Annotated in this window: 19 protein-coding genes and 2 tRNA genes; 7 read left to right on the forward strand and 14 right to left on the reverse strand. The window is 61.6% G+C overall.

Annotated elements, in window-relative coordinates:
* Positions 1–42 precede the first annotated feature (42 nt).
* Entirely contained in the window at positions 43–1,053 is a 1,011-nt protein-coding gene (locus VGU25_04815) for a thioredoxin domain-containing protein (protein ID HEV2576513.1), read from the forward strand.
* A 73-nt stretch (positions 1,054–1,126) separates the two neighbouring features.
* Here the strand turns inward: VGU25_04815 and VGU25_04820 are convergent, their stop codons facing one another.
* From VGU25_04820 to smc, 8 genes are all read right to left on the reverse strand, one after another.
* Complete coding sequence (locus tag VGU25_04820; GenBank protein ID HEV2576514.1) at positions 1,127–1,855, reverse strand: hypothetical protein; 729 nt, start codon at positions 1,853–1,855, stop codon at positions 1,127–1,129.
* A 452-nt stretch (positions 1,856–2,307) separates the two neighbouring features.
* Positions 2,308–2,382 (reverse strand) — tRNA-Cys (locus VGU25_04825).
* Positions 2,383–2,463: 81 nt separating this feature from the next.
* A tRNA-Gly gene (locus VGU25_04830) sits at positions 2,464–2,538 on the reverse strand.
* 53 nt (positions 2,539–2,591) lie between these two features.
* A complete protein-coding gene (locus VGU25_04835) occupies positions 2,592–4,712 on the reverse strand; it encodes a hypothetical protein (protein ID HEV2576515.1) in 2,121 nt (706 codons plus the stop codon).
* A 38-nt stretch (positions 4,713–4,750) separates the two neighbouring features.
* Positions 4,751–5,038, reverse strand: a complete 288-nt coding sequence (locus VGU25_04840; GenBank protein ID HEV2576516.1) for a helix-turn-helix domain-containing protein — start codon at positions 5,036–5,038, stop codon at positions 4,751–4,753.
* A 24-nt stretch (positions 5,039–5,062) separates the two neighbouring features.
* Positions 5,063–5,617 carry a CvpA family protein gene (locus tag VGU25_04845; protein ID HEV2576517.1) on the reverse strand — a complete coding sequence of 185 codons (555 nt, stop codon included), beginning with the start codon at positions 5,615–5,617 and terminating at the stop codon, positions 5,063–5,065.
* A 9-nt stretch (positions 5,618–5,626) separates the two neighbouring features.
* Positions 5,627–6,124 carry a YcxB family protein gene (locus VGU25_04850; protein HEV2576518.1) on the reverse strand — a complete coding sequence of 166 codons (498 nt, stop codon included), beginning with the start codon at positions 6,122–6,124 and terminating at the stop codon, positions 5,627–5,629.
* 2 nt (positions 6,125–6,126) lie between these two features.
* Complete coding sequence (gene smc, locus VGU25_04855; protein HEV2576519.1) at positions 6,127–10,020, reverse strand: chromosome segregation protein SMC; 3,894 nt, start codon at positions 10,018–10,020, stop codon at positions 6,127–6,129.
* Between the two features lie 423 nt (positions 10,021–10,443).
* On the opposite strand from smc, the gene VGU25_04860 reads away from it, so the two are divergent.
* Positions 10,444–11,751 carry a hypothetical protein gene (locus VGU25_04860; GenBank protein HEV2576520.1) on the forward strand — a complete coding sequence of 436 codons (1,308 nt, stop codon included), beginning with the start codon at positions 10,444–10,446 and terminating at the stop codon, positions 11,749–11,751.
* A gap of 185 nt (positions 11,752–11,936) precedes the next feature.
* Here VGU25_04860 and VGU25_04865 read toward each other — a convergent pair whose 3' ends face one another.
* Together VGU25_04865 and VGU25_04870 are read right to left on the reverse strand one after the other, a co-directional pair.
* The gene (locus VGU25_04865) at positions 11,937–15,008 is read right to left on the reverse strand and encodes a PIG-L family deacetylase (GenBank protein ID HEV2576521.1); all 3,072 of its coding nucleotides are present in this window, start codon (positions 15,006–15,008) and stop codon (positions 11,937–11,939) included.
* A gap of 138 nt (positions 15,009–15,146) precedes the next feature.
* Complete coding sequence (locus VGU25_04870; protein ID HEV2576522.1) at positions 15,147–15,794, reverse strand: DUF2306 domain-containing protein; 648 nt, start codon at positions 15,792–15,794, stop codon at positions 15,147–15,149.
* Positions 15,795–15,876: 82 nt separating this feature from the next.
* On the opposite strand from VGU25_04870, the gene VGU25_04875 reads away from it, so the two are divergent.
* The 4 genes from VGU25_04875 to VGU25_04890 all read left to right on the forward strand — a co-directional run bounded on the left by VGU25_04875 (position 15,877) and on the right by VGU25_04890 (position 19,789).
* The gene (locus VGU25_04875; protein ID HEV2576523.1) at positions 15,877–17,253 is read left to right on the forward strand and encodes an APC family permease; all 1,377 of its coding nucleotides are present in this window, start codon (positions 15,877–15,879) and stop codon (positions 17,251–17,253) included.
* 62 nt (positions 17,254–17,315) lie between these two features.
* Positions 17,316–18,260, forward strand: coding sequence for a protein-methionine-sulfoxide reductase catalytic subunit MsrP (msrP, locus tag VGU25_04880; protein HEV2576524.1), 945 nt, complete (start codon positions 17,316–17,318; stop codon positions 18,258–18,260).
* Between the two features lie 102 nt (positions 18,261–18,362).
* A complete protein-coding gene (locus tag VGU25_04885) occupies positions 18,363–19,082 on the forward strand; it encodes a protein-methionine-sulfoxide reductase heme-binding subunit MsrQ (protein HEV2576525.1) in 720 nt (239 codons plus the stop codon).
* A gap of 95 nt (positions 19,083–19,177) precedes the next feature.
* Positions 19,178–19,789 carry a hypothetical protein gene (locus tag VGU25_04890; GenBank protein ID HEV2576526.1) on the forward strand — a complete coding sequence of 204 codons (612 nt, stop codon included), beginning with the start codon at positions 19,178–19,180 and terminating at the stop codon, positions 19,787–19,789.
* Between the two features lie 50 nt (positions 19,790–19,839).
* Here VGU25_04890 and VGU25_04895 read toward each other — a convergent pair whose 3' ends face one another.
* From VGU25_04895 to VGU25_04910, 4 genes are all read right to left on the reverse strand, one after another.
* Positions 19,840–21,147 (reverse strand): hypothetical protein, encoded by a 1,308-nt coding sequence (locus tag VGU25_04895; protein ID HEV2576527.1) that lies wholly within the window; start codon positions 21,145–21,147, stop codon positions 19,840–19,842.
* 91 nt (positions 21,148–21,238) lie between these two features.
* A complete protein-coding gene (locus tag VGU25_04900) occupies positions 21,239–22,111 on the reverse strand; it encodes a hypothetical protein (GenBank protein ID HEV2576528.1) in 873 nt (290 codons plus the stop codon).
* A 22-nt stretch (positions 22,112–22,133) separates the two neighbouring features.
* Positions 22,134–22,871 (reverse strand): PIG-L deacetylase family protein, encoded by a 738-nt coding sequence (locus VGU25_04905; GenBank protein ID HEV2576529.1) that lies wholly within the window; start codon positions 22,869–22,871, stop codon positions 22,134–22,136.
* A 131-nt stretch (positions 22,872–23,002) separates the two neighbouring features.
* Positions 23,003–23,821 (reverse strand): ribonuclease HII, encoded by an 819-nt coding sequence (locus VGU25_04910; GenBank protein ID HEV2576530.1) that lies wholly within the window; start codon positions 23,819–23,821, stop codon positions 23,003–23,005.
* A 206-nt stretch (positions 23,822–24,027) separates the two neighbouring features.
* Here VGU25_04910 and VGU25_04915 point away from each other — a divergent pair, with 206 nt between their 5' ends.
* Positions 24,028–25,113 (forward strand): hypothetical protein, encoded by a 1,086-nt coding sequence (locus tag VGU25_04915; GenBank protein ID HEV2576531.1) that lies wholly within the window; start codon positions 24,028–24,030, stop codon positions 25,111–25,113.
* The last annotated feature ends 250 nt before the right edge of the window (positions 25,114–25,363 follow it).

Here is a 25,363-nt window from a genome sequence, read left to right on the forward strand (position 1 = left end):
CACGCGTTGCAGCATCATGAAGGAGATTCTCTTTTGGCATACGTGAAACAAGTAATCATCGGGATGGCGTGCGCTCTGGCAATGAGCGGCGCCACAATGCTTGCACAGAACGTCCCGGCTTCGAACACGCCGGTTGCAGCTCCGGCCACACCCGCGCCGCAGGCGTCCGCAGAGGCCCCGAATCCGTTCCCTCCAGCGAACCCAAAGAACTTCAGTGCGGATTCGCCCAGCCTGGACGAGGTGAACGGCTTTTTGAAGGCGCTATGGGGCTATGACACAAACAGGATCTGGCAGGTGGAAGGCATCGTGAAGACGACCGCGCCGGGTGTGGCCAAGGTCGTTGTTCTCGTGGGCGACAAGCGCGCCCCCGGGAAGACATCGCCTCTCATCTTTTTCACAACTCCCGATGGCAAACACGCGATCGCCGAAAACGTCATGGACTTCGGCATTAAACCCTTTGCTGCGGCTCGCAAGACCCTGCAGGAGCGCGCCGACGGGGCCGCCAGGGGCGCCAAGAGCAACGAGTTGCTGTTTGTAGAGTTCGCCGATCTGCAGTGCGATCGCTGCAAAGACGCGCAGGATAAGATGGACAGCCTCCAGCAGGACTTTCCGCAAGCGCGCATCGTCTTCGAAGATGCTCCCGCAATGAATCATCCGTACGCGGAACGCGCCGCGCTGGATGGAGTTTGCGTCCGCAAGGCCAAGGGGGACGCCGCATTCTTCAGTTTCGCCCAGGCGGTTTACTCGAAACAGGCCGGCCTGACACCCGCGAGTGCTGACGCGACCCTGAAGACTGCAATCTCTGCGGCCGGCGCGGACCCGGCCGCCGTCACAGCGTGCGCTGCGCTGCCTGAAACGAAAGCGACCGTGGATGCGACGGTCAAACTGGCGCAGGACCTCGGTGCAACACAGCTTCCGGTGATCGCCGTGAACGGCCACTTCATCTCGCTCGACTCAGTTCCGTACGAGACGCTCAAAGAGATGATCGCCTTCCAGGCAGGTCAGGATGGAATCACCGTGCATCTGCAGCCCACGCTGTCGACGCTCAAGTAATCTCCGGAGCAAAGAGAAGCGAGGAGGCCATTCTGCCTCCTCGCTCTACTTTCAGGCCTGCAAGTTAGGGCTCTTACTGCTGCGGTGGTCCGGTCGGGCCGCTGCCGGTGCCAGTGCCGGTACCGGTTCCAGTGCCCGTCCCGGTGCCGGTTCCTGTTCCTGTTCCAGTCCCGGTCCCAGTTCCCGTACCAGTGCCAGTTCCAGTTCCGGTTCCTGTTCCAGTCCCAGTGCCTGTTCCAGTACCAGTCCCAGTGCCTGTTCCAGTACCAGTGCCGGTGCCAGTGCCGTTTCCATCGCCTCCGCCGCAGATGAATCCACCAGGCAGGAAGCCGACGGTTGTCAGATCGAAGTAGGCGCCGTCAGGGATGCCTTTCTTGTTGTCCGCGGTGAAGGTGAACTGCGCCGTGACCCAGCCGAACAGATTGTTCGTCAGCCCCGAGGAAGTTTCCGCGATGGCGCAGTTCTTGAGATTGCTCCGCAGCGTGGGGTCGATGTTGCACTCCATGCCGAAAGCGAAGAGCTGAATGGTGGAATACGTGAACTGCAGGTTCGTGACCGTCTGTCCTGTGTCGTTGACGATTACGACCTCGCTGGGCAGAATCGGGAACACCGGAATCTGAATCGTGCCGTTTTCAATTTCCGTCAAGCTATACGCTTGGGTTCCATTGCAAAAGACAAACCCACGGCCGCATTCGTTGTTCTTGTCCTGCGAGATCGTGAGAATGGCGGCGTGCGATGGTACGGAACTCAGAAGCGCGGCAGAGCCAACGATCGCGAGCGACAACTTACCAATGAAATGCATCCGAAAAACCTCCTCATTGCCCAGGGGGGGTGGCAATGACCAAATGCTAACGGGTGTCGCTGTGGGACAGGCATCACGCGAGTAACGGGTGATTCAGTACACAAGGATGTCTACTTCTGCGACACAGCGCACATTTTTGCAACCTAGGTGTCACTTATAAAAACAGTGGGTTGCAGGCACCCTCGTCCATGGGTTGCAGACACGCTCAGCTAACAGTTGCAGTGAGGCTCGGCAAGGGCGCCAACCGAACTCGGAGGTAGTGCGATGGCTTGTAACAAGCATCAGCGCAAACAGGGATGTTTCCCATATCCGAAGGCTTGTGCGCCGATGCACAATGTTCGAGCTAGCTTCACTCATGCGGCCTCTGCCCCAAGAACGGGTATCGCCGCGGATGTTTTAGTCAGCTGCGAAACAGAATCGCGATCAGAAGGGATGTAACGTGAAGAAGGAATTGGAGGCGCGGGTCGGGATCGAACCGACGCATAAAGGTTTTGCAGACCTCTCCCTTACCGCTTGGGTACCGCGCCTCATTGCCCCACACACGCTCAGCCTCGCGATGCAGGACACACAGATTGACTTGTGGAGTGTATCGCAGAGGAAGGTGTTTTTGGAGCGGGAGACCGGGGTCGAACCGGCGACATCTTCCTTGGCAAGGAAGCACTCTACCACTGAGCTACTCCCGCCCTGCCAGTACCAAGTATAGCCAGAATACGAACCGCTTGCAACGCACTTTGCGCTACTGCGGTGGTGGCGTTGTAGTGCCGGGTGGCGGCAGGTTGCGCGGCGGAATCGCGTTGGGTGTTTGCGGCTGTGTCTGCTGCGGAGCGGGCGGAGGCGGTGGAGGCGCCTGTTCTTCGAAGAAGCTTTGCGTGCTGGGATTCGGGTTGTAGGGCATCAGCAGCGGCCGACTCGAAATCTGCAGCCCGGTCTGCCGCACCACATGCGGCGTGATCGTGATGAGCAACTCGCCGGTGTCGACCTCTTTGTTTTCATTGGTTGTGCCTTGGAAACCCGGCAGCTCGCTCAGCCCGGGAAGACCCTGCACCGCTTTCGTCTCGGACCTCGAAATCTCGCTCACGAGCAGCGCCGTCTGGCCTGCGGGAATCGTCGTAATCGACGTCAATTGACGGCTGTTCAGTACTGGAATGCCCTCGTTGGATCCCGCACCGAGCGATTCGATCTTCATGTCCAGCTTCAACTGCACAGAACCCGCGCGAAGGACGACCGGTGTCGCCTTGAGTGTCAGCCCAAGGTCCTCGAACTGAACCTGCGGGACCGTGACCGATGACGTGCCGAGATACTGCTGCAACAGCGAGCTCACACTTGTGCCGTTGATGTTCAGTCCCGACACAGCGGACGCAGTCGAGCTGCTGACGCCGGTCGTATACGTCGAGGTGATGATCGGATATCTCTCGCCGGCGCGAAAGATCGCGTCCTGGTTCGTGCCGGAGCGAAGCTGCACCGCATCCAGGATGCGAACGTCGCTCGAATTCAGCAACAGATTCAACGTCGCCCCTGATCCGAGGTATACCCCTGAAAGCGTCAGGCCCTTGCCAAAAAGTCCCAGGACATTGCTGAACTGCGTCGAGCTCGCCACGCCGCTTTCAATAAGAAATGCAGCCTCGGTGATCAGATCAGTGACCGAATTGCCCGTGAGCTTGATGACTCCACTGGCGATTGCCGTGTTGATGGCTGACTGATTGGCGGTTACAAGCTGCTGAGCTTCCTGCGCGACCGAGAACGCGCCGATGGAGGATGGAAGCTGAAGACCTAGATTGCGCGTGTGCGTGCGATCGATCTCATACAGTTTCACGTCGAGCATCACATCGGAACCGCCATTGAGCAGCCCATCGTAGGTCGCGTTCAGCACCTTCAGGTTGTCCGGATCTCCGTGCAGAACGATCGTGTCGGTTGAGGGGCTCGCTGTTACCAGCGGGAGATCGAAGACCGCGCGTGCCAGGTTGGCCATCTCCTGCATCTGGTTTTCCTGCAGTCCCGGCATGTAGAGCGTCTCTTCCACCACTGGCTTCAGGCGTCTGCGATTTTCTTCCGTGTCCTCAGCAATCAGGGCGGTATGTGGTTGCAGAGCAATGGCGAACGTATGCGTCATCTCGCTTGCGATTCGCGCCGCTTCCTCAAAGGTCACATTTTCCAGTTCGAGCTTCGCAGGCAAGACGCTCCTCACCGAGGGGTCAAACGAAGCCGCAATGCCGAACTGCGTGTAGAGCGACCGCAGGATTTCGGTCGCACCCCCGCGAAGATGCACATCCTGCTTGCCGGGCTTCGGCGCAAGCTCGATTGGGCCGCCGAGCGAACCTGCGACGGAATTGGCTGCCGCTAGCTCAGACACCGCTGAGAGGGCAGGGGACTCGAAGTGCTGGGCCACGATCGCGTTATTCGGGTCAATCTTGCGCGCTTCGGCAAGCAACTGCTCCGCATGCTGGTCATTGCCAAGCAGCCGTTGCTTCGCCGCCATCTGAACCAGTTCGCTCAGCCGGTGCTCGCGCGTGACGATCAGCGCCAGTGTGTAGTCACGGTTCTTCGGGTTGAGCTGGACTGCCCGGGAAAAGCTCTTCTCCGCGGCTTCAAGGTCCTTGCGGTCGACCGCCTTCGCACCCTGCAGGTAAGCATCATCCGCCTCGCGAGCGCGCTTCGCTGGAACATCTGGAGTGATCGCGACGCTGGGTTGCGGCTTGGCCGCCACCGCGCCCTCGGCTCCTGCCGGCACACTCGCCGGCGTGTCCGCGGCCGATTGCCCCTGCGCCGTAACGCTCGCCAGCGCCAGCACAAGCGCGCCGCACAGAGGCAGCAAAGCAGGGCCGTGGCGGAGGCTTCGGCGCGAACGGTGGAGACGCATGATCCTCTTGTTTAGACGAACGAAACAGCGCGCGGGCGTTATCGGCCGCCTACAACCTGCAGGCCAGGCCGCGCCACCGGCCGCACCGAGCGCGGCGGACGGCGAATCCCTCGGCGAATCTGCGCCGAATCCAGATCCAGCTCAGCCAGCGTGCGGCTGAGCGTGTTCCGGTGCATGCCGAGCTCCTCGGCCGCCTTGCATTGATTGCCGCGATGACGAACCAGCACTTCGAGCAGGAACCGCTTCTTGAACTCACGAACCGCATCGGCATAGCTGATGCCCGCGGCGTGCATCTGGAGGACGAGATTGTCGAGTTCGCGCTTCACTCGCGGTTTCCTTTTTCTTTTGACTTAACTGCCAGTGTGCGACGAAGTGCCGTAGTTGATCCAGTCGGGCGTTGTGTGCTTTAGCCGGTCCAGACCCTCCACCAATTGGCGCTTCAGTTGTCGCGGCATGACGAAGGATACAGCATGCGAGGCGCGAAGCAAATAGGGAGAAAATTTCGAGCCCTGCACCCAGGGTGCGGTGGGCAGAAACGCCGTGACCGCCAGCAGCAGCGCCATCGCCAGCACAAGCCCACGCGCCGCGCCAAACGCTGCTCCGCCAAGGCGATCCAACGGGCTAAGCCCAACTACGCTCGCCGCTCGCCGGACCAAAGTACCCGCGAGCGTCGACGCGATCATTACTAAGGACACAATCAAAAGGAACGCGCAGAAGTCCGCCAGCGGTTCCGAGTTCACCAGCCCACGCAAAAATTGCGCGACTTCGCGGTAGTACCAGCACGCCAGCACAAACCCCACCAGCAGCCCGCCCAGCGCGAACATCTCGCGCACTAGCCCGCGCATCGCCGCGCGGATCGTCGAATACACGAGCAGCACCGCGAGCATCCAGTCCAGCGGATTCATCGGCCAGCCTCAAGCGTTGTTTCGGATGCGCTGCGCAAAAAGACTTCGCAGTTGCTCTTGCTGCTCGGAAGAGAATGGGCGTTTCGGCACGGTGATAAACATTACACCGCGACCAAGCACAAATATGCGGGGCGTCTCACGCCATCCGGAAAACCCGTCCCAGTTGATCCATCCACCGCATTTGTTTGCTTTGTGGTCGCGATAGCCCTCGTCGTCGAAGCGCACGGAAGTCTCTTCCAACGATTCATTCTTAAACTTGTATTGGTACTTACGTGCCGCCTTCTTCCGCCATTGGCCTACGACCAGGACCGAGCAGAAGGAAAGAATTGAGGCCACGATCAGCGGAAAAGGCTGATATCGCAAGCTCCAGCCGAAGCACGCTCCGAATATCCCGGCTGTAATTTGCATCAGCCAATAACCTGGGACCCTACGCGCGACCTGCGGACACCACAGCCGCTGCGCTTCCATGAATTCTGCCTCGCTGAGGGTATAGGCCGCTTCGATCATGTCTACGCCGCTTGTGCCTTACGCGACTCCTTGCCCTGCGAGCGTCCGCCCAACGACACCGACACAATCTTCGACACGCCCGGCTCCTGCATCGTGACGCCATACATCACGTCCGCCTGCTCCATCGTGCGCTTCGAGTGTGTGATCACCACGAACTGCGTATTCTCCGCCATATCCGCAATCAACCGCGCGAAGCGTCCGACGTTCGTCTCATCCAGCGGAGCATCCACCTCGTCCAGCACGCAGAAGGGCGCCGGCTGGAACTGGAAGATGCCGACCAGCAGAGACAGCGCTGTCAGAGCCTTCTCACCGCCCGAGAGCAGCAGCACATTCTGCAGCTTCTTGCCCGGCGGCGACGCAATGATGTCGATGCCACTCTGGTCGCTCTTCTCCGCCTCGGGATCCGTCAGCCGCATGAACGCCTGCCCGCCGCCGAACAGCTTCGTGAACGTTGCAGAGAAGTTGTCGTTGATCACCTTGAACGCCTCATCGAACTTCACGCGCGAAACCTCGTCGATCTCCTTGATCGACGCCTGCGTGTTCTCGATCGACTCGACCAGGTCCTTGCGCTGCGACTCCAGGAATCCGTGCCGCTCGGCCGTTTCCGTGTACTCTTCGAGCGCCATCATGTTGACCGGGCCGATCGCCTCGAGCCTCTGCTTCAACCCGCGCGCCGCCTCGTCTTCCGCACTCAACGCCTCGCCCTCAAGATGCGCAATCGTCTGATCCTCGCGCAGTGTCGCCGCCTCGACCGACAGGTCCGCAATGCACGTCCCCTCAAGATGCTCGATGTCCGAGCTCAGCTTTGCCGCCCGCGCTGACAGCGTCGCGCGCTGCTCGCGCAACGCCTCCGTCTCGTGCCGCAGCGTGCGCAGCTTCGCGTCGAGCTCGGCGATCGAAGCCCGCAACGCCGTTGCCTCAGCCGAAAGCGTCTCTCCCTCGGCAATCGCTTGCGCGCGCATCTCCGCAAGCTCGGTCTGCTGCTGCGCGAGCATCCCGTTCTCCTCTTCGCGGCGCAACTTCTCCGCCGCTGCCGTCGCCAGTTGCTGCTCGAGCTGCGCGATGCGTTGCGATTGCGACTCGTAGAGCCGGTTCGTCTGCTCGAAGTTGGCGTTCGCATTGCGCCGCCGCTCTTCGAGCCCCGCCAGTGCCGCATTCGCCGCCGAAGCCTCCGCCTGCAGCTCCTCGCGACTCGCACGCATGCTGGCGATGCGCTCGGTCAGCTCGCTCACCTGGCGCTCGATGTTGGCGCGCTCAGCCTCAAACCGCTCGGCTTCCTCTCGCTTGCGGCCAATGAGGTCCTGCTTCACCTGGCGCTGATCGCCATTGCGGCCCATCGCAAGCTGCCACTCTTGCAGCCTACGCTCGATGCGCGCAACTTCGGATTCCATCTGGCGCAGCGCCGCGCCGGAGTTCGCACTCTCGCGCTCGGCATCGCGCCGCTCATTGTTCTTCGCATCCAGCGTCGCCGTCAGCTCCGTAATCTCACGGCTGAGAGAAGCACTCGCCAGTTCACTCTGCGAAAGCTCTGCCTCCACTGCTGACAGCTTCGTCTGCACCTCGGCAAGATCGCGCTTCAGCGCCAACGGGCCCTGTTCGCGCGGACGTCCGCCGGTCACCGTGACGTTGTGGAAGGTCTCACCTGAAGGCGAAAGGAAGAACGACTGCGGATTCGAGAGCGCGAGGGAGCGCGCGGTTTCTGCATCTGGCGCGACAAAGCCCTCGCGCAGCTTGGGCAGGATCACCTCTAGCGACTTGCCAAAGCCGTCAAGCACGCGGATGCAGTCCTTAAGCGGAACGATGCCGCGGGTTGTGTGTGTGGCGCTCTCCATGCCGTCGACGAAGGGGAAGGCAGCCTGCGCATCGTTCGGGTGCACCAGGAAGGTCGCGCGCCCGGCCACATCAGAGTGCAACATGCGCATGCCCTCGTCTGCCGCGTCCCAGCTCTTCACCACGATGTAATTCAGCTCATCGCGCAGGAACTCGTCGACAACGCTCTCGTACTGTCCCTCGACTTCAAGGAAGTCCGCCAGCGTTCCCACCGGCGCAATGCCGCCCGCCTGCTGCCGCTGCGCGTTTGCGCGGAAGAGATTCCGAACCGTGTCCGTCGAGTAGCTGTGCTCGCGGATGAGCGACTCAAGTGAACTGCGCCGTCCCATCAGCGTGGCCATTTCGGCGCGCAGTTCATCGCCGCGCCGCCGCGACTGCGTCTCCGCCTCGCGCTTCTGCTGCAATGATTGCCGAACCTCAATGATCTCGGCCTCGAGCCGCTTCAAGCGCTCCGTTACGCTCTCGAAGTTCATCGCGACCTGTCCGCGCTGCGCGCCCAGTGCTTCCAATTCACCACGCGCGGTCTCGGACTCCGCTGCCAACCGCTCGTTCTCCCGCTCCAGCCCTTGCAGCGCCGCCTCAGCCTGCGCAATCTCGTTGTTTGCCTGCGCTGCCCGTTGCATCGACTGCATCGCCGCGCGCCGCTGGTTTTCGGCAGTGGCTTCGGCGGCGAGCACGTTGCGCGTGGATTCATGGGCCTGCGCCTGCTTGGCCTGTGCTGCCTCGCGCGACCCATTCGATTCCGCCGTCGCGTTCTCCAGGAAGCTGCGGTGCTGCTCACGTTCAAACGCCAGCGTCTCCAACTGTCCGCGCGCATTCGCGAGATCATCGTTTGCGGTCGTCATTCGCTGTTCGAGATCGGCAATGCGATCGGTGTTCGAAGCCTGCCGCGCCGTGATGCGCTCCAACTCCACCGCACTCGAGTTCGCACGCGAGCCCGCCTCGCGAATCTGTCCGTCGAGCTCATACCCGCGCGCCACACCCGAAGAGTGTTCCGCGTCCATCGTCTCTAGCTCTGCAGCCTGCGAATCAATCAAACCTGCGAGCCTGCTGATTTCTGTTGCAGTGGCAGTCTGCTCCGCATCCATCTGGGTCAGGCGGCTCGCAATCACTACGCGCAGCTTCCCGCGTAGTTCATCGCGCAGGGCGCCGTAGCGCTCGGCCTTGGCGGCCTGCCGCTTCAGCGAACCCATCTGCCGCGTGACCTCTTCAAAGATGTCGTTTACGCGCGCGAGGTTCTGCTTTGCAGACTCCAGCCGCAGCTCCGCCAGCCGCTTTTTCGTCTTGAAGCGCGTGATCCCCGCGGCCTCTTCGATGATGGAGCGGCGATCGAGCGGCTTCGAGCTCAGCAACTGGCCGATGCGCTCCTGTCCGATGATCGCGTAGGTCTCCCCGCCGAGACCGGTGCCCATGAAGATGTCCTGGATATCGCGCAGGCGGCAGATCTTTCCATTCAGCAGGTACTCGCTCTCACCGGAGCGGAACAGGCGGCGCGTAATCGTGAGTTCGCCTGCACGCACCGGCGTGCGGCCGAACCTGCGCCGCCGCACCTTCAGCACAACGTTGCTGCCCGCTTCTATTTGCGCAGAAGCATCGGTTTTCTTCGCCTTGACCTCGGTTTCGTAGGTCTGGCCGGGCTGTGCGTCGATCACAGCCTCTTCGGTCTCTTCAGCAGCCTGGGCACGCAGCGCAGTCTCGTCCCAATCGCCGTCCGCGCGCACCAGCGTGGTGGCAGTAGCCTCGCCGTCGATCACGACGTCGGGCTCGCCATCCGCGAGCGTCTGGCCGTCGTACACCTCGGGGTCAACGAGGGTAAGCGACACCTCAGCCATTCCCGTCGGCTTGCGGTCGCGCGTGCCCGCGAAGATTACGTCTTCCATCTTGATGCCGCGCAGGCTCTTGGCGGATTGCTCGCCGAGCACCCACGTGATGGCGTCCGAAATATTCGACTTTCCGCAGCCGTTCGGCCCGACAATGGCCGCAATGCCTTCACCGGCGAGCTGCACTTCGGTGCGGTCGCAAAACGACTTGAAGCCGAGGATCTGTACTTTTTTGAGCTTGAGCAAGGGACGGTACCTCTTACAGTTTAAGGGGACGCCTGTGCGGCCGCGACTGCTAGCTGAATCGTATGGGGAGGAATCTGCTGAAGCAACAGTACCGGCGCGACATCTTGTGGATAAGGCGTCCCAATGTCTAGATGTTGCGATTTCCACATCCTCCGTGTGCTGGGTCGTCAAATTCGCTAATCTTCGCTCACCCATGACAAACATCGCTCTAAGAGCGTCCAAGCAAGGGTGACGGCACGTATCGGACTCTCCATTCTTATGCCAACTGAAGGAAATACGAACCTTGGTTGCGCATCGAGCAACACGGTTCATATAATCCGCATCATCGAGCGTAGGTCGCGAGAGCTGAAGCGCGATGGAAGCGTCAGGCTGGCGGTGCGCTATCCCAGGCAGAAACTATTGATTTTTCGAGGAGCTCTCTTTATGAAGAAGGTCGTACTGGCTTCGCTGCTCTCAGCGGCCGCTCTGATTCCTTTTGCAATCCAGCCCGCGTTTGGACAGGCCGCTCCGGGTGGTAGTGGCGTTCAGATGTCGCAGGAGGAGTACGCCAAGTACAACGCCGCGGTTACCGCGACGACGCCTCAGGCCAAAGCGCAGGCGTTTGAGGACTACCTCAAGGCGTATCCGAACTCAGCGGTCAAGTCGGATGTGATGAACCAGCTGATCTACCTCTATTCGAGCCAGAATGACGAGGCGAAGACGCTTGATGCTGCAGACCGTCTGCTGGCGATTGACCCCAACAATATTCGCGCACTGACGCTCGAGGTCTACTACCGTCGAGCGGACGCCGATAAGCTGACGGATGCCACGGCGAAGGAGGCTGCGCTCGATAAGGTCGCCACCTACGCAAACACCGGTCTGAATGCCACCAAGCCGAAGGACATGTCCGATGCGGACTTCAATGCGATGAAGACCGCTGCGGCACCGACCTTCGAGTCTGCCATCGCCGACGATGACATCGCCAAGAAGGACAACGCTGACGCCATCAAGGAGCTGAAGACCGAGATCGACGCCAATGAGCCGCTGACGGAGAAGCCGAGCCCGGTGCTGCAGGACGTTTACATCCTGGCGCAGGCGTATTACACCTCCACGCCGCCGGATTACCTGAACTGCGCCTGGTACGCGACGCGTGCGGCCAACTTCGCTCCCGAGCCGTACAAGACGCAGATCGGCCAGCTCGCGACGTACTGCTACACGAAGTACCACGGATCGAAGGACGGCTATCCGGCGATGCAGACGGCGGTTCAGACGAACGTCGATCCGCCGGCTGGATTCACGGTCACACCGGCTCCGAAGCCTGAGGACATCGTCTCGAACCTAATCTCCACGACGCCTGATCTCGCAACGCTGGCGCTAAGCGATAAGGAGTTCGTGCTGACCTACGGCCAGCCCGCCGATGCCGACAAGGTGTTCGACACGGTCAAGGGCAAGTCGGTGGAGATTCCGGGTGCGGTTGTAGTGGCTGCGACGCCGGACCAGTTGCAGGTTGCCGTGTCGGATGATGCGAAGCAGGCGCAGCCGAAGCCGATTGCGGACTTCACCTTTAACATGAAGGAGCCGTTGAAGACGCTGCCGAATGTTGGCGATACGGTCACGCTGGACGGAACGTATGCGAGCTACACTCAGAAGCCGCTGATGCTCACGATGAGCGATGCCTCAGTGGTGACCCCGAAGAAGACTCCGGCGAAGGCTCCTGTGCACCACACGACCACTCATCACACGACGCACTAAACCGCAATTCAATCGAAACAACGGCCTCCTTTTCGGAGGCCATTGTTTTTTGCTGTTGGGGTACCCGCTCCCCCCTGTTTTTGTGCAAAGTATTCAGAACATTAGAGTTAGGCTTGGACTTTTTTGCAAAGTCTTGAGAATAAAGGGGTAAGCTGCTCAGGGGGTGCTGGCGTGGATTGTAAGTGCTATGGATTCAGGAGGTTGACAAAGAGGCGGAAGGCGCCGGGGACGGCCTCGGGGAGTTGGCGGTAGAGGGCGAAGGCGCAGTAGGTCCAGCGGCCTTTGCCGAGGGGCGTGGTGATGAGGCCGCCGCGCTGGGGGGATTGCGGGAGGATGTGCTCGGCGGGGGCGCCCGGGTCGTGGGTTTCGGTGAGGGCGGTGTAGTGGGGGTCCCAGGTGTCGAGGAATCCGTGGCCGCGCTCTTCGATCCAGTTGTTGAAGTCGGCGGGGGTTATCTTGTTGGGGGTGGTGAGGAGGGACTCGGCGGATTCGGTTTGCGGATCAGTTTTCAGTTTGGAGTTTTCAGTTGTCAGTAAGACGACCGGTGCGGTTTCGTCGATAACGCGCTCGTTGTGGTCTACCAAGGGATAGGGGGCGTCGGCGGCGGTGAACTCGGGGGTCTGGTACTGGACGACGACGTTTCCGCCGCTGCGGGCGAAGTCGAGGAGGGCGTGGGTGGGCGCGCCGTGAAGGTCGGGGTGGGCGTTGTAGGTGCGGACGCCGAGGACGACGGTGTCGAAGGCTTTGAGTTTTTCGGGCGTGAGGTCGGAGACCTTGAGGATGGTGGGGTTGAGGCCGATGGAGGCGAGGGCTGCGGGGACGTCGTCACCGGTGCCGGGGAGGTAGGCGATGCGGCGCTTGTTCTCGGTTGGGAGTTTGAGGTCGACGGGGACGACGCGGAGCGTTGCGGGTGTGTAGAAGTTGGTCCGCGGGAGGTTGCCGTAGCCGACGGCGCGGAAGCCTTCGGTGTAGGTGGTGTTGGAGATCGTGGCTTCGGCTCTGAGGGTTGATGTATTTAGAGGCGCCGGGAGCGATGTGGAGAAGGATTCAGTTCCTGCGCGCAAGGGGCGCTGGGGTGAGCGGATGGTCCAGTCGGTTGGGGCCTGGAGGCGGAGGTCGCCTTGCGGGTGGTCTTCGGTTTCCGTGTGGACGTCGAGGTTGAGGGAGTGTGTGCCGTCGGGGATGACCTGCGCGTTGCGATCGAGGGTGAGGCTGACGGGCGGGATGATCTGGACGGGTTGCGGGCCGGAGTGAACGACGCGAAGAATATGAATGTATTGGCCCTGGTAGATAACTGTGGCAGAGGCGACGAAGGAAGATGGTGTGGACGGTGCGTTGCGAAGCGAGGGATTCACCAGGTCGTAGTATGGCTGCTCCTCATTCGGCCGAGTGAAGTATGGCCGTGAGATATGCGCAGGGTGCGACGAGATGGTGATGGAAAAATCTTTGTCAAGCGTGACGACTGCGGGCGGAATCGTTCCCAAACGCACAATGTCATGCCATGGATCGAAGGGGGTCTTGATCTCTTCATTGAAAAAACTGACTGGGACGGAAGAAGATTCGGCCAGATGAGTATGAAAGCTGACGTTCTCACCTGCGACGAGATTGCTCGTCTGCGATGTGGCATCCAGTGAGAGACCAAGCGCCATTGAGAGAGCCTCGTTCAACTGGGCGCGCTTGACGTCGAGTTCAAAGATGATTTGTGCCTTATTTACATCGTTGATCTTGCTGCTATGAACTGCACTCAGAATGGAGTCTGTTTGTGCGAGAGCCTTTGCGAGAGCGGGAGCACTCCGATCTGGATGGGCGAGGTCGTAGGAGTCACTCAACCGTTGCAGTGTGTGGTCGAGCTTATCGAGATTCAGACGGATTTCAACCGACAGCTTGTTGAGCATGCCGCCGATTCCGCCGATGGAGGTGTCGATGCCGTCGAAGAAGGATGGTTGGTGGGTGAGCGCGGGGTTGTAGGGCGCGCCTTCAGCGCTTGGTTCTCCTCTATCCGCCTTACCCAGGGCGTTGCCCTGGGCTGGTATAGAGCGCGCCGTTGGCGCTTTTGCCTTGGCCGCTGAAAAATGCGGCGTGCACAATCCGGGCGTGGGATTGGGGAGTCCGGGTCCACAAACGAACGAGCCGTAGAGATGATAGCCGACGTCGACGCGACCGGCGCGTGAGATGCGGTCGCCGCCGCCGATCTGGGAACGCTGCAGGCCGAGGCCGATGCGGGCGAATTGGACGTAGGACAGCGGCTCGCAGCCTCGTGTTGCGCTGGATGTGGGGCGCAGTGACGCAGGAAGATCGGCGGGGTTGGCGGAGCAGGTGCTGAGGAGTGGATCGGTGTCGCCCTCGTTGATGGTGACGTCTGGCGTGGGCTCGGTGGTGAAGGTCTGGCCGGTGACGTAGTTGGTGAATTCGGCGGGGACGGTTTGGCCGGTGGCGTAGTCGTAAAGGCCCTTGTCAGTGACGCGGGAGAACGGCACACGGGCGTAGACCTTGAGTGGCTGCCAGGGGAGGATGCCTTCGCGGGTGAGTTCGGGGAAGACGTTGGGGTCGCCGGCGGCTTTGAAGACCTCCTGGGCGATCTGGCCGGAGACCTGGTGCTGGCCGTGGCCGTCGGTGACGGCGCCGGAAAAGACGGAGGCGATGACGAGTGGGCGGTAGATGCGGACGGCGCGGACGGCGTCGTAGAGGACGCGCTGATGGTTCCACTTCTGGAAGGCTTCGGCTTTGGTTTTGGTGAAGCCGAAGTCGACCTCCGTGCCGAACATCTGATCGACGCCCATGTAGCGGTCGGCGGAGAGGAGTTCCTGTGTGCGGAGGAGGCCGAGCGCGTCGTCGAAATCGCCGGTCATCTCGTTCTGGCCGCCTTCGCCGCGATTGAGGGTGAGGATGGCGACGCGCGCGCCGAGGCCGCGGGAGTAGTAGGTGAGCATGCCGCCATCTTCGTCGTCAGGGTGGGCGACGATGAGCATGAGCGAGGCGCGGGTGTTAAGGCGGCGAAGCATTTGCGCGAGGCCGAGTGCGTTGTCGGGCTGCCCATTGGCTCCGAGGCCTCCGTTGATGGGGAGCTCGCGGCCATCGCGCGGGCGGACGCGCTCCCCGGCGAGGTTGGCGGGGTCAGTGAAGCGGCCGGTGGGCTGTGGGACGGTGAAGGGAGTGGGGGCCTGCGCGCGGGGCTGGATTCCGTTTTGCGCCTGGGCGCGGGCCGGGGCGGTTGCGGCGAGGATGGTCGCAAGGGCGACGGGCGCGAATCGGTGCATGAGGTTTAGATTCGCACAGAGTTGGGGGGATGCGGCATCGTGCTAGCCCACTCATGCGCGATGAGACGCGCATGAATGGGGCACCCGGCATCCGGCGTCGCGAAGATGGGGCACCCGGATTTGTTGTGCACGGAAGGCTCAGGCGCGGCGGTGGGTAAGTTCGCGGCGGTTGAAGGCGAGGTCGCAGCCGACGAGCATGAGGATGCAGACGTAGGCGTCCCACCAGGCGAAGTGGGGTCCTGGCATGTTCTCGAAGCGGGGCCAGAGGTTGAGCAGGCGGTTGACGATGAAGGTGAAGGTGAGGGCGTAGGAGCGGATCATCCACTGGCGATGGACGGCGATCTGGCGGTTGCGCGCGGTGATGAAGGCGGCGAGGGTGCAGAGGATCCAGAGAGAGATCTGGACGATGACGCCGGCGAAGTCGTCGCGGCCGAGCTCGATGAAGAAGGCGAATGTGGCGGCGGCGAGGACGGAAAACACATAGACGCGGCCGAGGATGCGGTGGAGTTGAAGGTGGCGGGCGCGGAGGCGCGAGGAGAACTGGATGGGGCCGGCGATGAAGGCGGCGGAGGCGAAGAGGGCGTGCGGGATGAGGAGGGCGCGGTCGTGGATGATGACGAGGCGGTAGGCGTGGTAGAGCGGGTAGTCGAAGGCGATGAAGAGGTCAGTGGTGATGAAGACGAAGAGCGACGCGATGGCCATGAAGAGCCAGAGGGTGTGCTTGGTCGAGAGACGGCGCGAGGGTGTGGACCGCGCAGGCGGAAGCGTGCTGCTGGGTGCAGCCATTGGTCGGCGACTCCAGGATGAGGTTGTGGCCCGGTGAAGGAAGCGTATGCGAGTGAGTGTGATTTGTCGATGAGAATGTGTTGTGGGTCATAGACTTGCTGGAATGAATGGTGGGGAACAGAGGCTGGAGCGGACGCTGACGCTGCGGGGAGCGGTGACGCTGAACCTGTTGGACATGATCGGCGTGGGGCCGTTTATTACGCTGCCTCTGCTGATTGGGGCGATGGGCGGGCCGCAGGCGATGGTGGGATGGGTGCTGGGTGCGCTGCTCGCCGCGTGCGATGGGATGGTGTGGGCGGAGCTGGGTGCGGCGATGCCCGAGGCGGGTGGGACGTATGCGTATCTGCACGAGATGTATCCGGGGCGCGTGGGCAGGTGGTTGAGTTTTCTGTTTGCGTTTCAGTTGTTGTTGTCGGCGCCGCTGAGTGTGGCGAGTGGGTGCATTGGCGTGGCGATGTATGCAGGCGCGGTGGTGCCGGGGCTTGCCGGGCATGCGGTGTGGGTTGCGGTGGCCAGTGTGGTGGTCGCTGTGGCGTTGCAGTATCGGCGGCTGAGTGGCGTGAAGCGCGTGGCGCAGGGGCTGCTGGTGGTGGTGCTGGCGACGATCGCGTGGACGGTGGTGACGGGCGTGTGGCGTGGCGAGTGGGCTCGGGTGGTGGCGGTGCCGAGTGGCGCGTTTCATCTGGATGCGGGATTTTTTGCGGGGCTGGCGAGCGCGATGCTGTGGGCGACGTATGACTACTGGGGTTATTACAACGTGACGTTTCTTGGTGGCGAGGCGAAGGATCCGGGGAGGGTGATTCCGCGGGCGGTGTTGTGGTCGATTGCGATTGTGGCGGTGCTGTATCTGGCGCTGAATGCGAGTGTGCTGAGTGTGATGGGCGCGCCGGGGTTGATGAAGGCGCAGCGGCCGGAGATTCGGCAGGCGATGCTGTCGGAGTTCATGCGGATGGCGTATGCGCCCATGGTTGGTGTGGGCGCGGCGGCGGTGTTGGGGAGGATTGCCGCGGTGCTGGTGATGGTGACGGCGTTCGGGAGTGTGTTCTCGCTGCTACTGGGGTACTCGCGCATACCGTATGCGGCGGCGAGGGATGGGAACTTTCCGGCGGTGTTTGGGAGGCTGCATGCGAAGGGGCGGTTTCCGTATGTGTCGCTGTTGACGCTGGCGGGCGTGGCGGCGGTGTGCTGCTTTTTCTCGCTGGCGCATGTGATTGCGGCGCTGGTAGTGGTGCGGATTGTGATGCAGTTTTCGCTGCAGCATGTGGGCGTGATGTTGTTGAGGAAGAGAAGGCCTGAGATGAAGCGGCCGTTTCGGATGTGGATGTATCCGGTGCCGCCGATTGTGGCGCTGGTGGGGTTTGCGTACATCGTGTTTGTGCGGAGGGGGTCTGGGACGGACTTGATGATTGCGGGTGCGGTGGTGGTAACGGGGACGGTGGTGTTTTTTGTGAGGTCCTAGATGCAATCCGAGCGGCGTGGTCAGAGCGTATCGTTATAGGGAAGGCGCGAGGAAGGCTGCGTATGTTGATCAGGACGAAGAAGGAGATTGCGTCGTCGGAGATTACTCCGAAGGAGACGTACAGGGCGTTTCAGATGAGCCGGCGAAGGCTGCTGACGGGAATGGGCGCGGTGGGAGCGGCGGCCGTGCTTCCGGACGCGGCGTGGGGACTGGACAAGCTGAAGACGGTGCCGTCGAACTATAACGTGACGGACCGGGATGTAACGCCGGAGGCGAAGGCGCAGAGCTACAACAATTTTTATGAGTTCGGAACGGATAAGAGCGATCCGTCGCACAATGCGGGGAAGATGAAGATCCGGCCGTGGACGGTGAAGATCGAAGGGCTGGTGAACAAGCCGCAGACGGTGAACATCGACGACATCATCAACTACAGGCCGATTGAGAACCGCGTGTACAGGTTTAGATGCGTTGAGGCGTGGTCGATGGTGATTCCGTGGGATGGGTATCCGCTGAGCGAGTTCATCAAGTTTGCGGACCCGCTGCCGAGCGCGAAGTATGTGCAGTTCATTACGACGGACAAAGGGCGGGGAATGAGTCTTCCGGGCGGATTTGATTGGCCGTACTCGGAGGGGCTGCGGATGGATGAGGCGATGCATCCGCTGACGCTGCTGACGTTCGGGAGTTATGGCGAGGTGCTGTCGAACCAGCAGGGCGCGCCGATTCGGGTGATTGTCCCGTGGAAGTATGGGTTCAAGTCGGCGAAGTCGATTGTGAAGATACGGTTTGTGGACAAGCAGCCGCACACTTTGTGGAATGATTCGGCGCCGGATGAGTATGGGTTTTATTCGAATGTGAATCCGCACGTGGACCATCCGCGGTGGTCGCAGGCGCATGAACGGTTTCTTGGTCCTGGATTCCTGCCGAAGAATATTCCGACGCAGATGTTCAACGGGTACGACGAGGTTGCGTCGTTATATGCAGGGATGGATTTGAAGAAGAATTATTGAGGCGCGAGTGGTTAGTGGTCAGTGGTTAGTCGTTAGTAGCTCAGCTCCAGAGTGGCTGTGAAGCTGAATTTTTGATTCCTGGGTTGTGATCTCTTCTTACGAATGCCAAGTAAAGCGATTCCATATTTGAAGGTGGTGGTGCACATTTTGTGCCTGCTGCCGTTTGCGTACCTGCTGCATCTGTATCGCGATGGGCAGTTGGCGACGTTTGCCGATCCGGTGAATTACATTACGCATTTCACCGGCGACTGGGCGCTGTGGCTGCTGCTGGTGACGCTCGCGGTGACGCCGGTTCGGCGGCTGCATCGGTCGCTCGGCTGGCTGATTCGGTTTCGCAGGATGCTGGGGCTGTATTGCTTTTTCTATGCGTGCCTCCACCTGGCGACGTATGTGTTTCTGTTCTCCGGGTACGACACGGCAGCGGCGATTGCGGGATTGCGTGCCGGACATCTCGTTGAGCCGTGGCGTCAGCTTGTGCTCATTTGGCCGAGCATGCTGGACGATGCGGAGAAGCGGCGGTTCATCCAGGTGGGCCTGGCGGCGTGGATCATTCTGCTGGCGCTGGCGGTGACGAGTCCGCAGCGCGTGCTGCGCGCGATGGGCGGTCCCGCGTGGAATAAGCTGCACCGGCTTATTTATGTCGCCGGAGTTCTTGCGGTGATTCATTACTGGTGGCTGGTGAAGAGCGGAGTGCGGACGCCGTGGAAGGTGACGGCGGTTCTGGCTGTGCTGCTGCTGTGGAGAGTCGGGCTGGCAGTGGCGAAGAGAATGCCGCGGCCCGTGGTAGCGAAGGCGCCTGAAGGTATGCGCGAAAGTTCGTAGGGGTCAGATCTTCCGAGGCGATTTTGCCGATTCTGCCGGGAGGGTGCGACCATTTCGAGTTGTAGAGTCGTGACCTTCAACTTTGGAGTTTCGCCATGCGGACATCGATTCAGAAGTTCCTTGTCGTGTATTCGGCTGTTGTGAGTACGGTGTTGCTCGGTGTCGTTCTGATGGGCGCGAAGAAGGGCATCCAGGAGTTCGACGAGCTGCGCGTGCATCGGATCGATGTTGTGGAACCCGACGGCACGCTGCGCATGGTGATCTCGAATAAGAACAGGCTGCCGCCGGTGATCATCAAGGGGAAAGAGCAACCCGAGAATGGGGAGCGGAGACCCCAGGCCGGGATGATCTTTTACAACGACGAAGGGACGGAGGACGGCGGACTGATCTTCGGCGGAAAGAAGAACGAGAAGGGCGAGGTGGTGGACTCCGGCGGCAGTTTGTCGTTCGACAAGTATGGCGCGGGCCAGAACATTGAGCTTGCAGGTGTGGACGATAAGGACAACCAGTTTGCCGGTCTGGCTGTGAGCCAGGGCGGTCAAAGGATATGGATCGGCCATGCAACCCCCGGGGTTGCCAGCGTTTCGCTTACGGATGCCAATGGGAAGAACCGGATTGTGATGCAGGTGGGACCGGACGGAACGCCGAGTCTCGGCTTCTTCGACGCTCAGGGACATTTAGTGCAGGAGCTGGCGCCGAGGCGATAGTTGAGTCGCCCTCCCAAAGTGTGGCGGCGCGCACGAGCTGCGAGAGACTCCTAGTGGTTGTTTTCGGGCGAGGGGTTGGCGGCTGGTGCGGTGTTCGAGGACTGATTGGGTGTGGGCTGCGCGATCTGCAGTTGAACGGTGAGATCGGTGATGTCGGTGTCTTTGACGAGGACGGTTGTGGTTTTGTCCGCGAATATGTGGGAGTTCTGAAGAGCGGCGGCATCGATCGGAGCGTTCTCAGGGTACTGAGAGGGAAGAGTTCCGTTCATCGCTCCGGTGACGGACAGGTTGTAGGTTCCTGAAGGTACCTCGGGAAAGGCGAAGGTTCCATCGCGGCCCGGCGCGGAGTGGAGGACGAACGAGTCATCGGAGGTATCGGTGAGCGTGAGAGCGCCGGCAAAGATAGGAGTGCCGTCCAGTGTTGTGAGCTGACCCTGGACGCGGTGAAAGGCGAAGACAGGGATGGTGATCTCAACTCCGGTGACGTCATCTCCCGCACGGAGCTCGTAGGTCTTCGCATTGTTTTTGTGGAGCGTGTCGCCGCTGTAGATACGAATAGACCGCGGGTTACCAACCATACCGAAGATCATGCCGAAGCCGTCTCCGTCGCCATCGGAGAGATTCCCAGCGGGTTCGATGGCTGCTATGCGATATGTTCCTGACTTGATGCCGGAGATGCGGAAGTTGCCCTGGTCGTCGGTGCCCTGGCTCTGGTGGAGAAAGAAGCCGCGAACGAGAGCGCCGGCGTTGATGTCGGGTGTGTTGGGATCGGGCTTTTTTGTCGGGGACTTCGCGTGGATGTCTTCGACGTTGAGCAGGATCTGCGTTGCGGGCGAGCCGTCGGAATAGAGGACACGTCCGCTGATGCTGGCGCCACGCTCGAGCGAGACATCCATGTGCGCGGTCTCGTTGTCGCGCACGGAGACGACGCCGTTCTGGACGAGGCGCTGGCGCATCTCGTCTTCGTTGGGGCCGCTCGCCTGGTCGATCTGGAGGTCATCGAAGGGCGAGAGGTAGCCGGGCAGGAGAGCGATGACGGTGTAGTCGCCGGGACGAAGATGCGGGAGTGTATAGGTGCCGTCGAGGCCGACGCGAGACATCGAGGTGCTGAGATTTACGTCGGGGCGGCCCTTCTTCGGGATGCCCTGGGCCATGACCATGGCGCCGCGCGCGGGACGATGGGTGTCGTTGCAGTAGACGGTTCCGGTGATGGCGGCAGTGGCGGGCGGCTGCACGGGAGGCTTGATTTGCGAAGGTTGAGTTGCAGGCGCGTCGTTCGTGGGTTCGTCCGGCGTTTGGGCGAGTAGAGGAGTGGAGAGGCAGACCAGAAGGAGAGCCAGAACGAGCCGCGGTCGCATGGTGCGGACAAGTGTACGCGCAGGGTGTTGAAGGGTGGTGACGCGCTGAGCTGGTTTTGGCTTTTGGATTCTTGCGCTGCGATTCGCGGTTTCAGTGTTCGGCGACGTCGCCGCGCAGGGCAGACCACAGTGTCTGAATGCTGGAGAGCGCAACTGCGGCGAGGACAATGCCAGTAAGGACGAAGGGCGGACGCTGATCGCGTGGCAGTACGTTGGCATGGTTGAGCGCGACTGCACCTGCGACGAACAGCGGGAGGGCAAGCCATGCCACAGTATTTCGAACACGTGGCGAGATGGAACTGATTTTTGCGGACAGAACGCCGGCGAGGGAGAGAAAAACGGCGAAGAGCGGAAAGCGCAGCAGAGCCTCTGACGCGGACTGCAGAATGTTCTGGACGAGGAAGGCGTGTGCATCGTGCATGCCGCTGGCGGCGAAGGGCTGCTGCAGTGGCAGCTCCGCACGAGCGGCAAAGACAAGATGCAGGCAGACAGCGGAACAAAGGAAGAGCGGCATGGCGACGACGACGCAACAAACGCCGGCGAAGATCGCGTGCGGAGTTGAATGTGTGTCAGCCCACGTGGCGGAGCCGGTGGCTGCGAGGATGGCGATGGCGAGGAAGACGGGAGCGATGATCAGCGCGAAGGGGCGGACCGGGATGAAGAGCTCGACGACGTCATTGGCGACCAGAACAGCGGCGAGCAGGAGGCCCAGCTTCGCGCCGACATGGAAGACGCGGTTCCAAGCTGCGCTGCGTTGAGTCGAAGCCCAGAGCACGGCCGCAGCGTAGATGGTGATGAGTACGAGGTTGAGCCAAAGCAGGCGGGTGCCGGGACCGTGCAGGCTTGCAGCATCGTCGACCGCGGCGCCGACGAGCATAGCCGTGAGCAGCAGCAAGCACGGGAACACGACCTGAGCGAAGGAGCGGCCCGGGGCCACTGTTCGTGCATTGGATCGTGCAGGCACGCAGCGATTGTAGACCTGCGATCTAAGGCTGATCGGCGACGCCTTCGAAGAGGTCGGTGCTCTGGCGCGTGGGTTGTGGCGTGACCGCGGCGGCGAGGGTGTAGCGCTCCTCAGGGCCGTGCTTTTCAAACAGCGGATATGCGAGGGCCATCAGCGGCGCCTGGGACTTGTGCTGCTCGAAGGCTTCCTTCTTTTTGTCGAAGACGGAGCTGATGTCGAGCGTGTGGGTCCAGGGCGCGAGGAGCGGAGGCTGCCGGTCAGGAAGCATGAAGTTGCTGGTGAGGTAGTAGAGGCGCTGCGGCTGCCAGAGATCGCCGACGGTGATGTAGCGCTTGTGCGAGCCGGACCAGTGGAAGGCGGCGGTGGTGGCGGCCGAGATGGTGGTGTGGTCGGGATGGGTGTTGAGCGCGCCTTCGCCGCCGAAGGTGATGATGACGTGCGGGCGGAGGCGGCGGATATGCGCGACGAGCGCGCCGGCGAGCTTGGAAAAGACTTCGTGCTCGAGCTGAGCGTCGTGGTAGTCGAGGATTTCGTAGTGGTGGACGCCGAGGACCTTGCAGGAGGCTTCAAACTCGGCGCGGCGGGTTTGGCCGAGCTCTTTGTTCGAGGAGGCGTCGCCGCGATTGGTAGCGGCCTGGCCGTCGGTGAGGCAGAGGACGGAGACTTCGACTCCGCGTGAGGCGTAGAGCGCGAGCGCGCCGCCGAAGCCGAAGCATTCGTCGTCGGGGTGCGCGCAGATGCAGAGGAGGCGAAGGGGCATGAAGCGATTGTGCCTGATTTGGCTGGCGAGGTGGTTAGAGGGTCCGTGGCAGAAAGGGCCGGACGGTCGTGCTGACTCGAATGGTCTCGGGGTCCTTCGACTTCGCAACTCACTTTCGTGAGTTGCTTCGCTCAGGATGACAGAGCAGTGGAGTCGGTAGTGACTGCTGGTTCCGGGATTGCGAGTTCGTCGGCGGCGAGTTCTTCGGGTGGGAGTTCATCGAACATTTCGTCGAGATCGAGCTGGGCGTCGAGGGCGGCTTCGGGATCGGCGGCGAGGACGGGAGCGAAGCTGCGGCGGTGCAGCGGGCAGGGGCCGTGCTCCTTGAGGGCTGCGCGGTGCTCGGGTGTGGCGTAGCCCTTGTGGCTGGCGAGGCCGTACTGCGGGAACTGCGCGTCGAGCTCGCGGCAGAGCGCGTCGCGGTAGACCTTGGCGACGACGGAGGCGGCCGCGATGGAGAGGCAGAGCGCGTCGCCGTAGTAGAGCTTGGTTTGCGGGCAGGGGTAGTCGATGCGGAGGGCGTCGATGATGAGGTGGTCGGGTGTGACGGGGAGTTGCTCGACGGCGAGGCGCATGGCGAGGCGCGAGGCCTGGTAGATGTTGATGCGGTCGATGGTCTCGGCGTCGATGGCGACGATGCCGATGGCGAGGGCCATCTTGCGGATCTTTCGGTCGAGTTTTTCGCGGGCGGCGCGGTCGAGCTGCTTGGAATCTTTGAGGCCCATGCGGGCGAGGATGCCGACCTTCTCGGGGAGGATGACGGCGGCGGCGACGACGGGACCGAAGAGTGCGCCGCGGCCGACCTCGTCGACGCCGGCGATGGTGCGGAAGCCGTGGTAGCGGAGGGCCTGCTCGGGCGCATTGGTGCAGACGAGCTGCTTGAGCATCTGCTGCTTGGCGGTGGCTTTGGTGACGCCTTGGACTTCGGGAATGCGGAAGAGCGTCGACATGGGGCGTGCCGGCTTCAAGTTTAGCGGATGCGGCGCGGGCGGCGTGTATCCGCGGCGGCGATTGGGGACGAGGTTTCCACAGGGCATTCCACCAGTGGGTCACGTGACCTCCCCTAAATGCGCCAAATCGGACGCCATCGGGGTGCCGTAGGCTGGCTTCGGCGAGCTTTATGTGACGAAAGCTCAGGATTTTTGGAGGGCAGGCGATGCGGAAACTCCTTATATTAGCGGGCGCGATCGTGTTGGTGGGATGGCAGGCGAACGCACAGACGCAGACTGTCTCGGGGCCAGCGGCGGAGCAGCAGCAGTTGGCGGCGAACACCTCGGCTGCATCGGCGCCGGCGCCGGCCGCTGAAGCTGCACCGGCGGCAAGTGCCGCGGCGGATGTTCCGCCGTTAAAGGTGCGCGATGTGCCGGAGGCGAAGTCCAAGAAGAGCAAGAAGGACACCTATACGGGGCCGAACACGATTGTGGAACTGCCGCCTACGCCGATGCTGGACGAGCAGGGAATGCAGCGGCTGGACCCGGACGGCAAGCCGATGTGGAACGCGCCGGTGAAGCAGCAGCGCGATAAGAAAGGCCACCCGTTGTTCGACGAGAACGGCAAGCCCGTCTTCCAGACGAAGAACGACCTGGGCTACGACGAACACGGCAAGAAGATCAAGGTACAGAAGGAAAAAGAGCCGAAGAAGGTTCCGGTGTCGGTGGCGCGCGGCACGCTGACGGTGGACGGCATGACCGGCAAGGCAGCGCTGAATTATGAAATCTCCGACCTGAAGTACATCTACCTTTACGCGCCGGGGATCGGGGTGGCGGTGATCTCGAATGAGCCGTTTCCGGGAGCTGTGGAGCAGAAGAATGCGTTCACGAACAACACGCTGACGGTGACGATCGGCGAGCACACGCTGCAGTTGGCGTCCGACAAGAATCTGCTGGGGAAGAAGCCTGAGTCGGCGTACGTGATGATGGACCGTCAGTTCACGCTGCCATCGCGCTTCCCGGTGATGGGATATGGGACGGTGCGAAAGGCGCCGTATCAGTGGCCGGGAGCGAGGGCGAACACCAAGCTGGCGGACGATGACGCTCCGCCGCCGCCGGCGGACCTGCTGCCGACCCAGCTTCTGAGCCCGTGCCCGGCTGGGCAGATGCGCAAGCCCGCGCCGCCGGTTCTGCCGGGGCAGACGGCTCCGGCGCAGCCTTGTGTGCCGATCAAGGCCGCAACGCAGACGGCTTCGAGTGCGAACCCGATTGCGAAGGATGCCGCCACGGCGGGAGACGCGGCGAAGAACTGACAACCAGATCCGTCCAAGGAAAATGAAAAGCCCTTCCAGCAAAGTGGAAGGGCTTTTCATGGTCACGTTACGCCTGTAAGGCACTCCGGTGATGGATAAGACCGGAGCTATGGCACGCGTTCTGTGACAGCAAGTGGCGTGAGGTGTGCTACTTGGCCGAAGGCTTCCAAATCGCGCGCTTGAAATATGGCGTCTGGTGAGTCTCTTGCTTTGACATCAGCAGGGAGCACACCTTTATGAAGCTGCTGAT

Source organism: Acidobacteriaceae bacterium (genome assembly GCA_035944135.1).
Classification (GTDB): domain Bacteria; phylum Acidobacteriota; class Terriglobia; order Terriglobales; family Acidobacteriaceae; genus Granulicella.

Bases quoted from the DNA above. Each gene is read 5' to 3' on its own strand.
- VGU25_04905 (HEV2576529.1), bottom strand. From the start codon at position 22,871: ATGCCCCTTCGCCTCCTCTGCATCTGCGCGCACCCCGACGACGAATGC.
- VGU25_04845 (HEV2576517.1), bottom strand. From the start codon at position 5,617: ATGAATCCGCTGGACTGGATGCTCGCGGTGCTGCTCGTGTATTCGACG.
- VGU25_04885 (HEV2576525.1), top strand. From the start codon at position 18,363: ATGCCAAGTAAAGCGATTCCATATTTGAAGGTGGTGGTGCACATTTTG.
- VGU25_04860 (HEV2576520.1), top strand. From the start codon at position 10,444: ATGAAGAAGGTCGTACTGGCTTCGCTGCTCTCAGCGGCCGCTCTGATT.
- VGU25_04865 (HEV2576521.1), bottom strand. From the start codon at position 15,008: ATGCACCGATTCGCGCCCGTCGCCCTTGCGACCATCCTCGCCGCAACC.
- VGU25_04850 (HEV2576518.1), bottom strand. From the start codon at position 6,124: ATGATCGAAGCGGCCTATACCCTCAGCGAGGCAGAATTCATGGAAGCG.
- VGU25_04835 (HEV2576515.1), bottom strand. From the start codon at position 4,712: ATGCGTCTCCACCGTTCGCGCCGAAGCCTCCGCCACGGCCCTGCTTTG.
- VGU25_04895 (HEV2576527.1), bottom strand. From the start codon at position 21,147: ATGCGACCGCGGCTCGTTCTGGCTCTCCTTCTGGTCTGCCTCTCCACT.
- VGU25_04820 (HEV2576514.1), bottom strand. From the start codon at position 1,855: ATGCATTTCATTGGTAAGTTGTCGCTCGCGATCGTTGGCTCTGCCGCG.
- msrP (HEV2576524.1), top strand. From the start codon at position 17,316: ATGTTGATCAGGACGAAGAAGGAGATTGCGTCGTCGGAGATTACTCCG.
- VGU25_04915 (HEV2576531.1), top strand. From the start codon at position 24,028: ATGCGGAAACTCCTTATATTAGCGGGCGCGATCGTGTTGGTGGGATGG.
- VGU25_04890 (HEV2576526.1), top strand. From the start codon at position 19,178: ATGCGGACATCGATTCAGAAGTTCCTTGTCGTGTATTCGGCTGTTGTG.
- VGU25_04910 (HEV2576530.1), bottom strand. From the start codon at position 23,821: ATGTCGACGCTCTTCCGCATTCCCGAAGTCCAAGGCGTCACCAAAGCC.
- VGU25_04870 (HEV2576522.1), bottom strand. From the start codon at position 15,794: ATGGCTGCACCCAGCAGCACGCTTCCGCCTGCGCGGTCCACACCCTCG.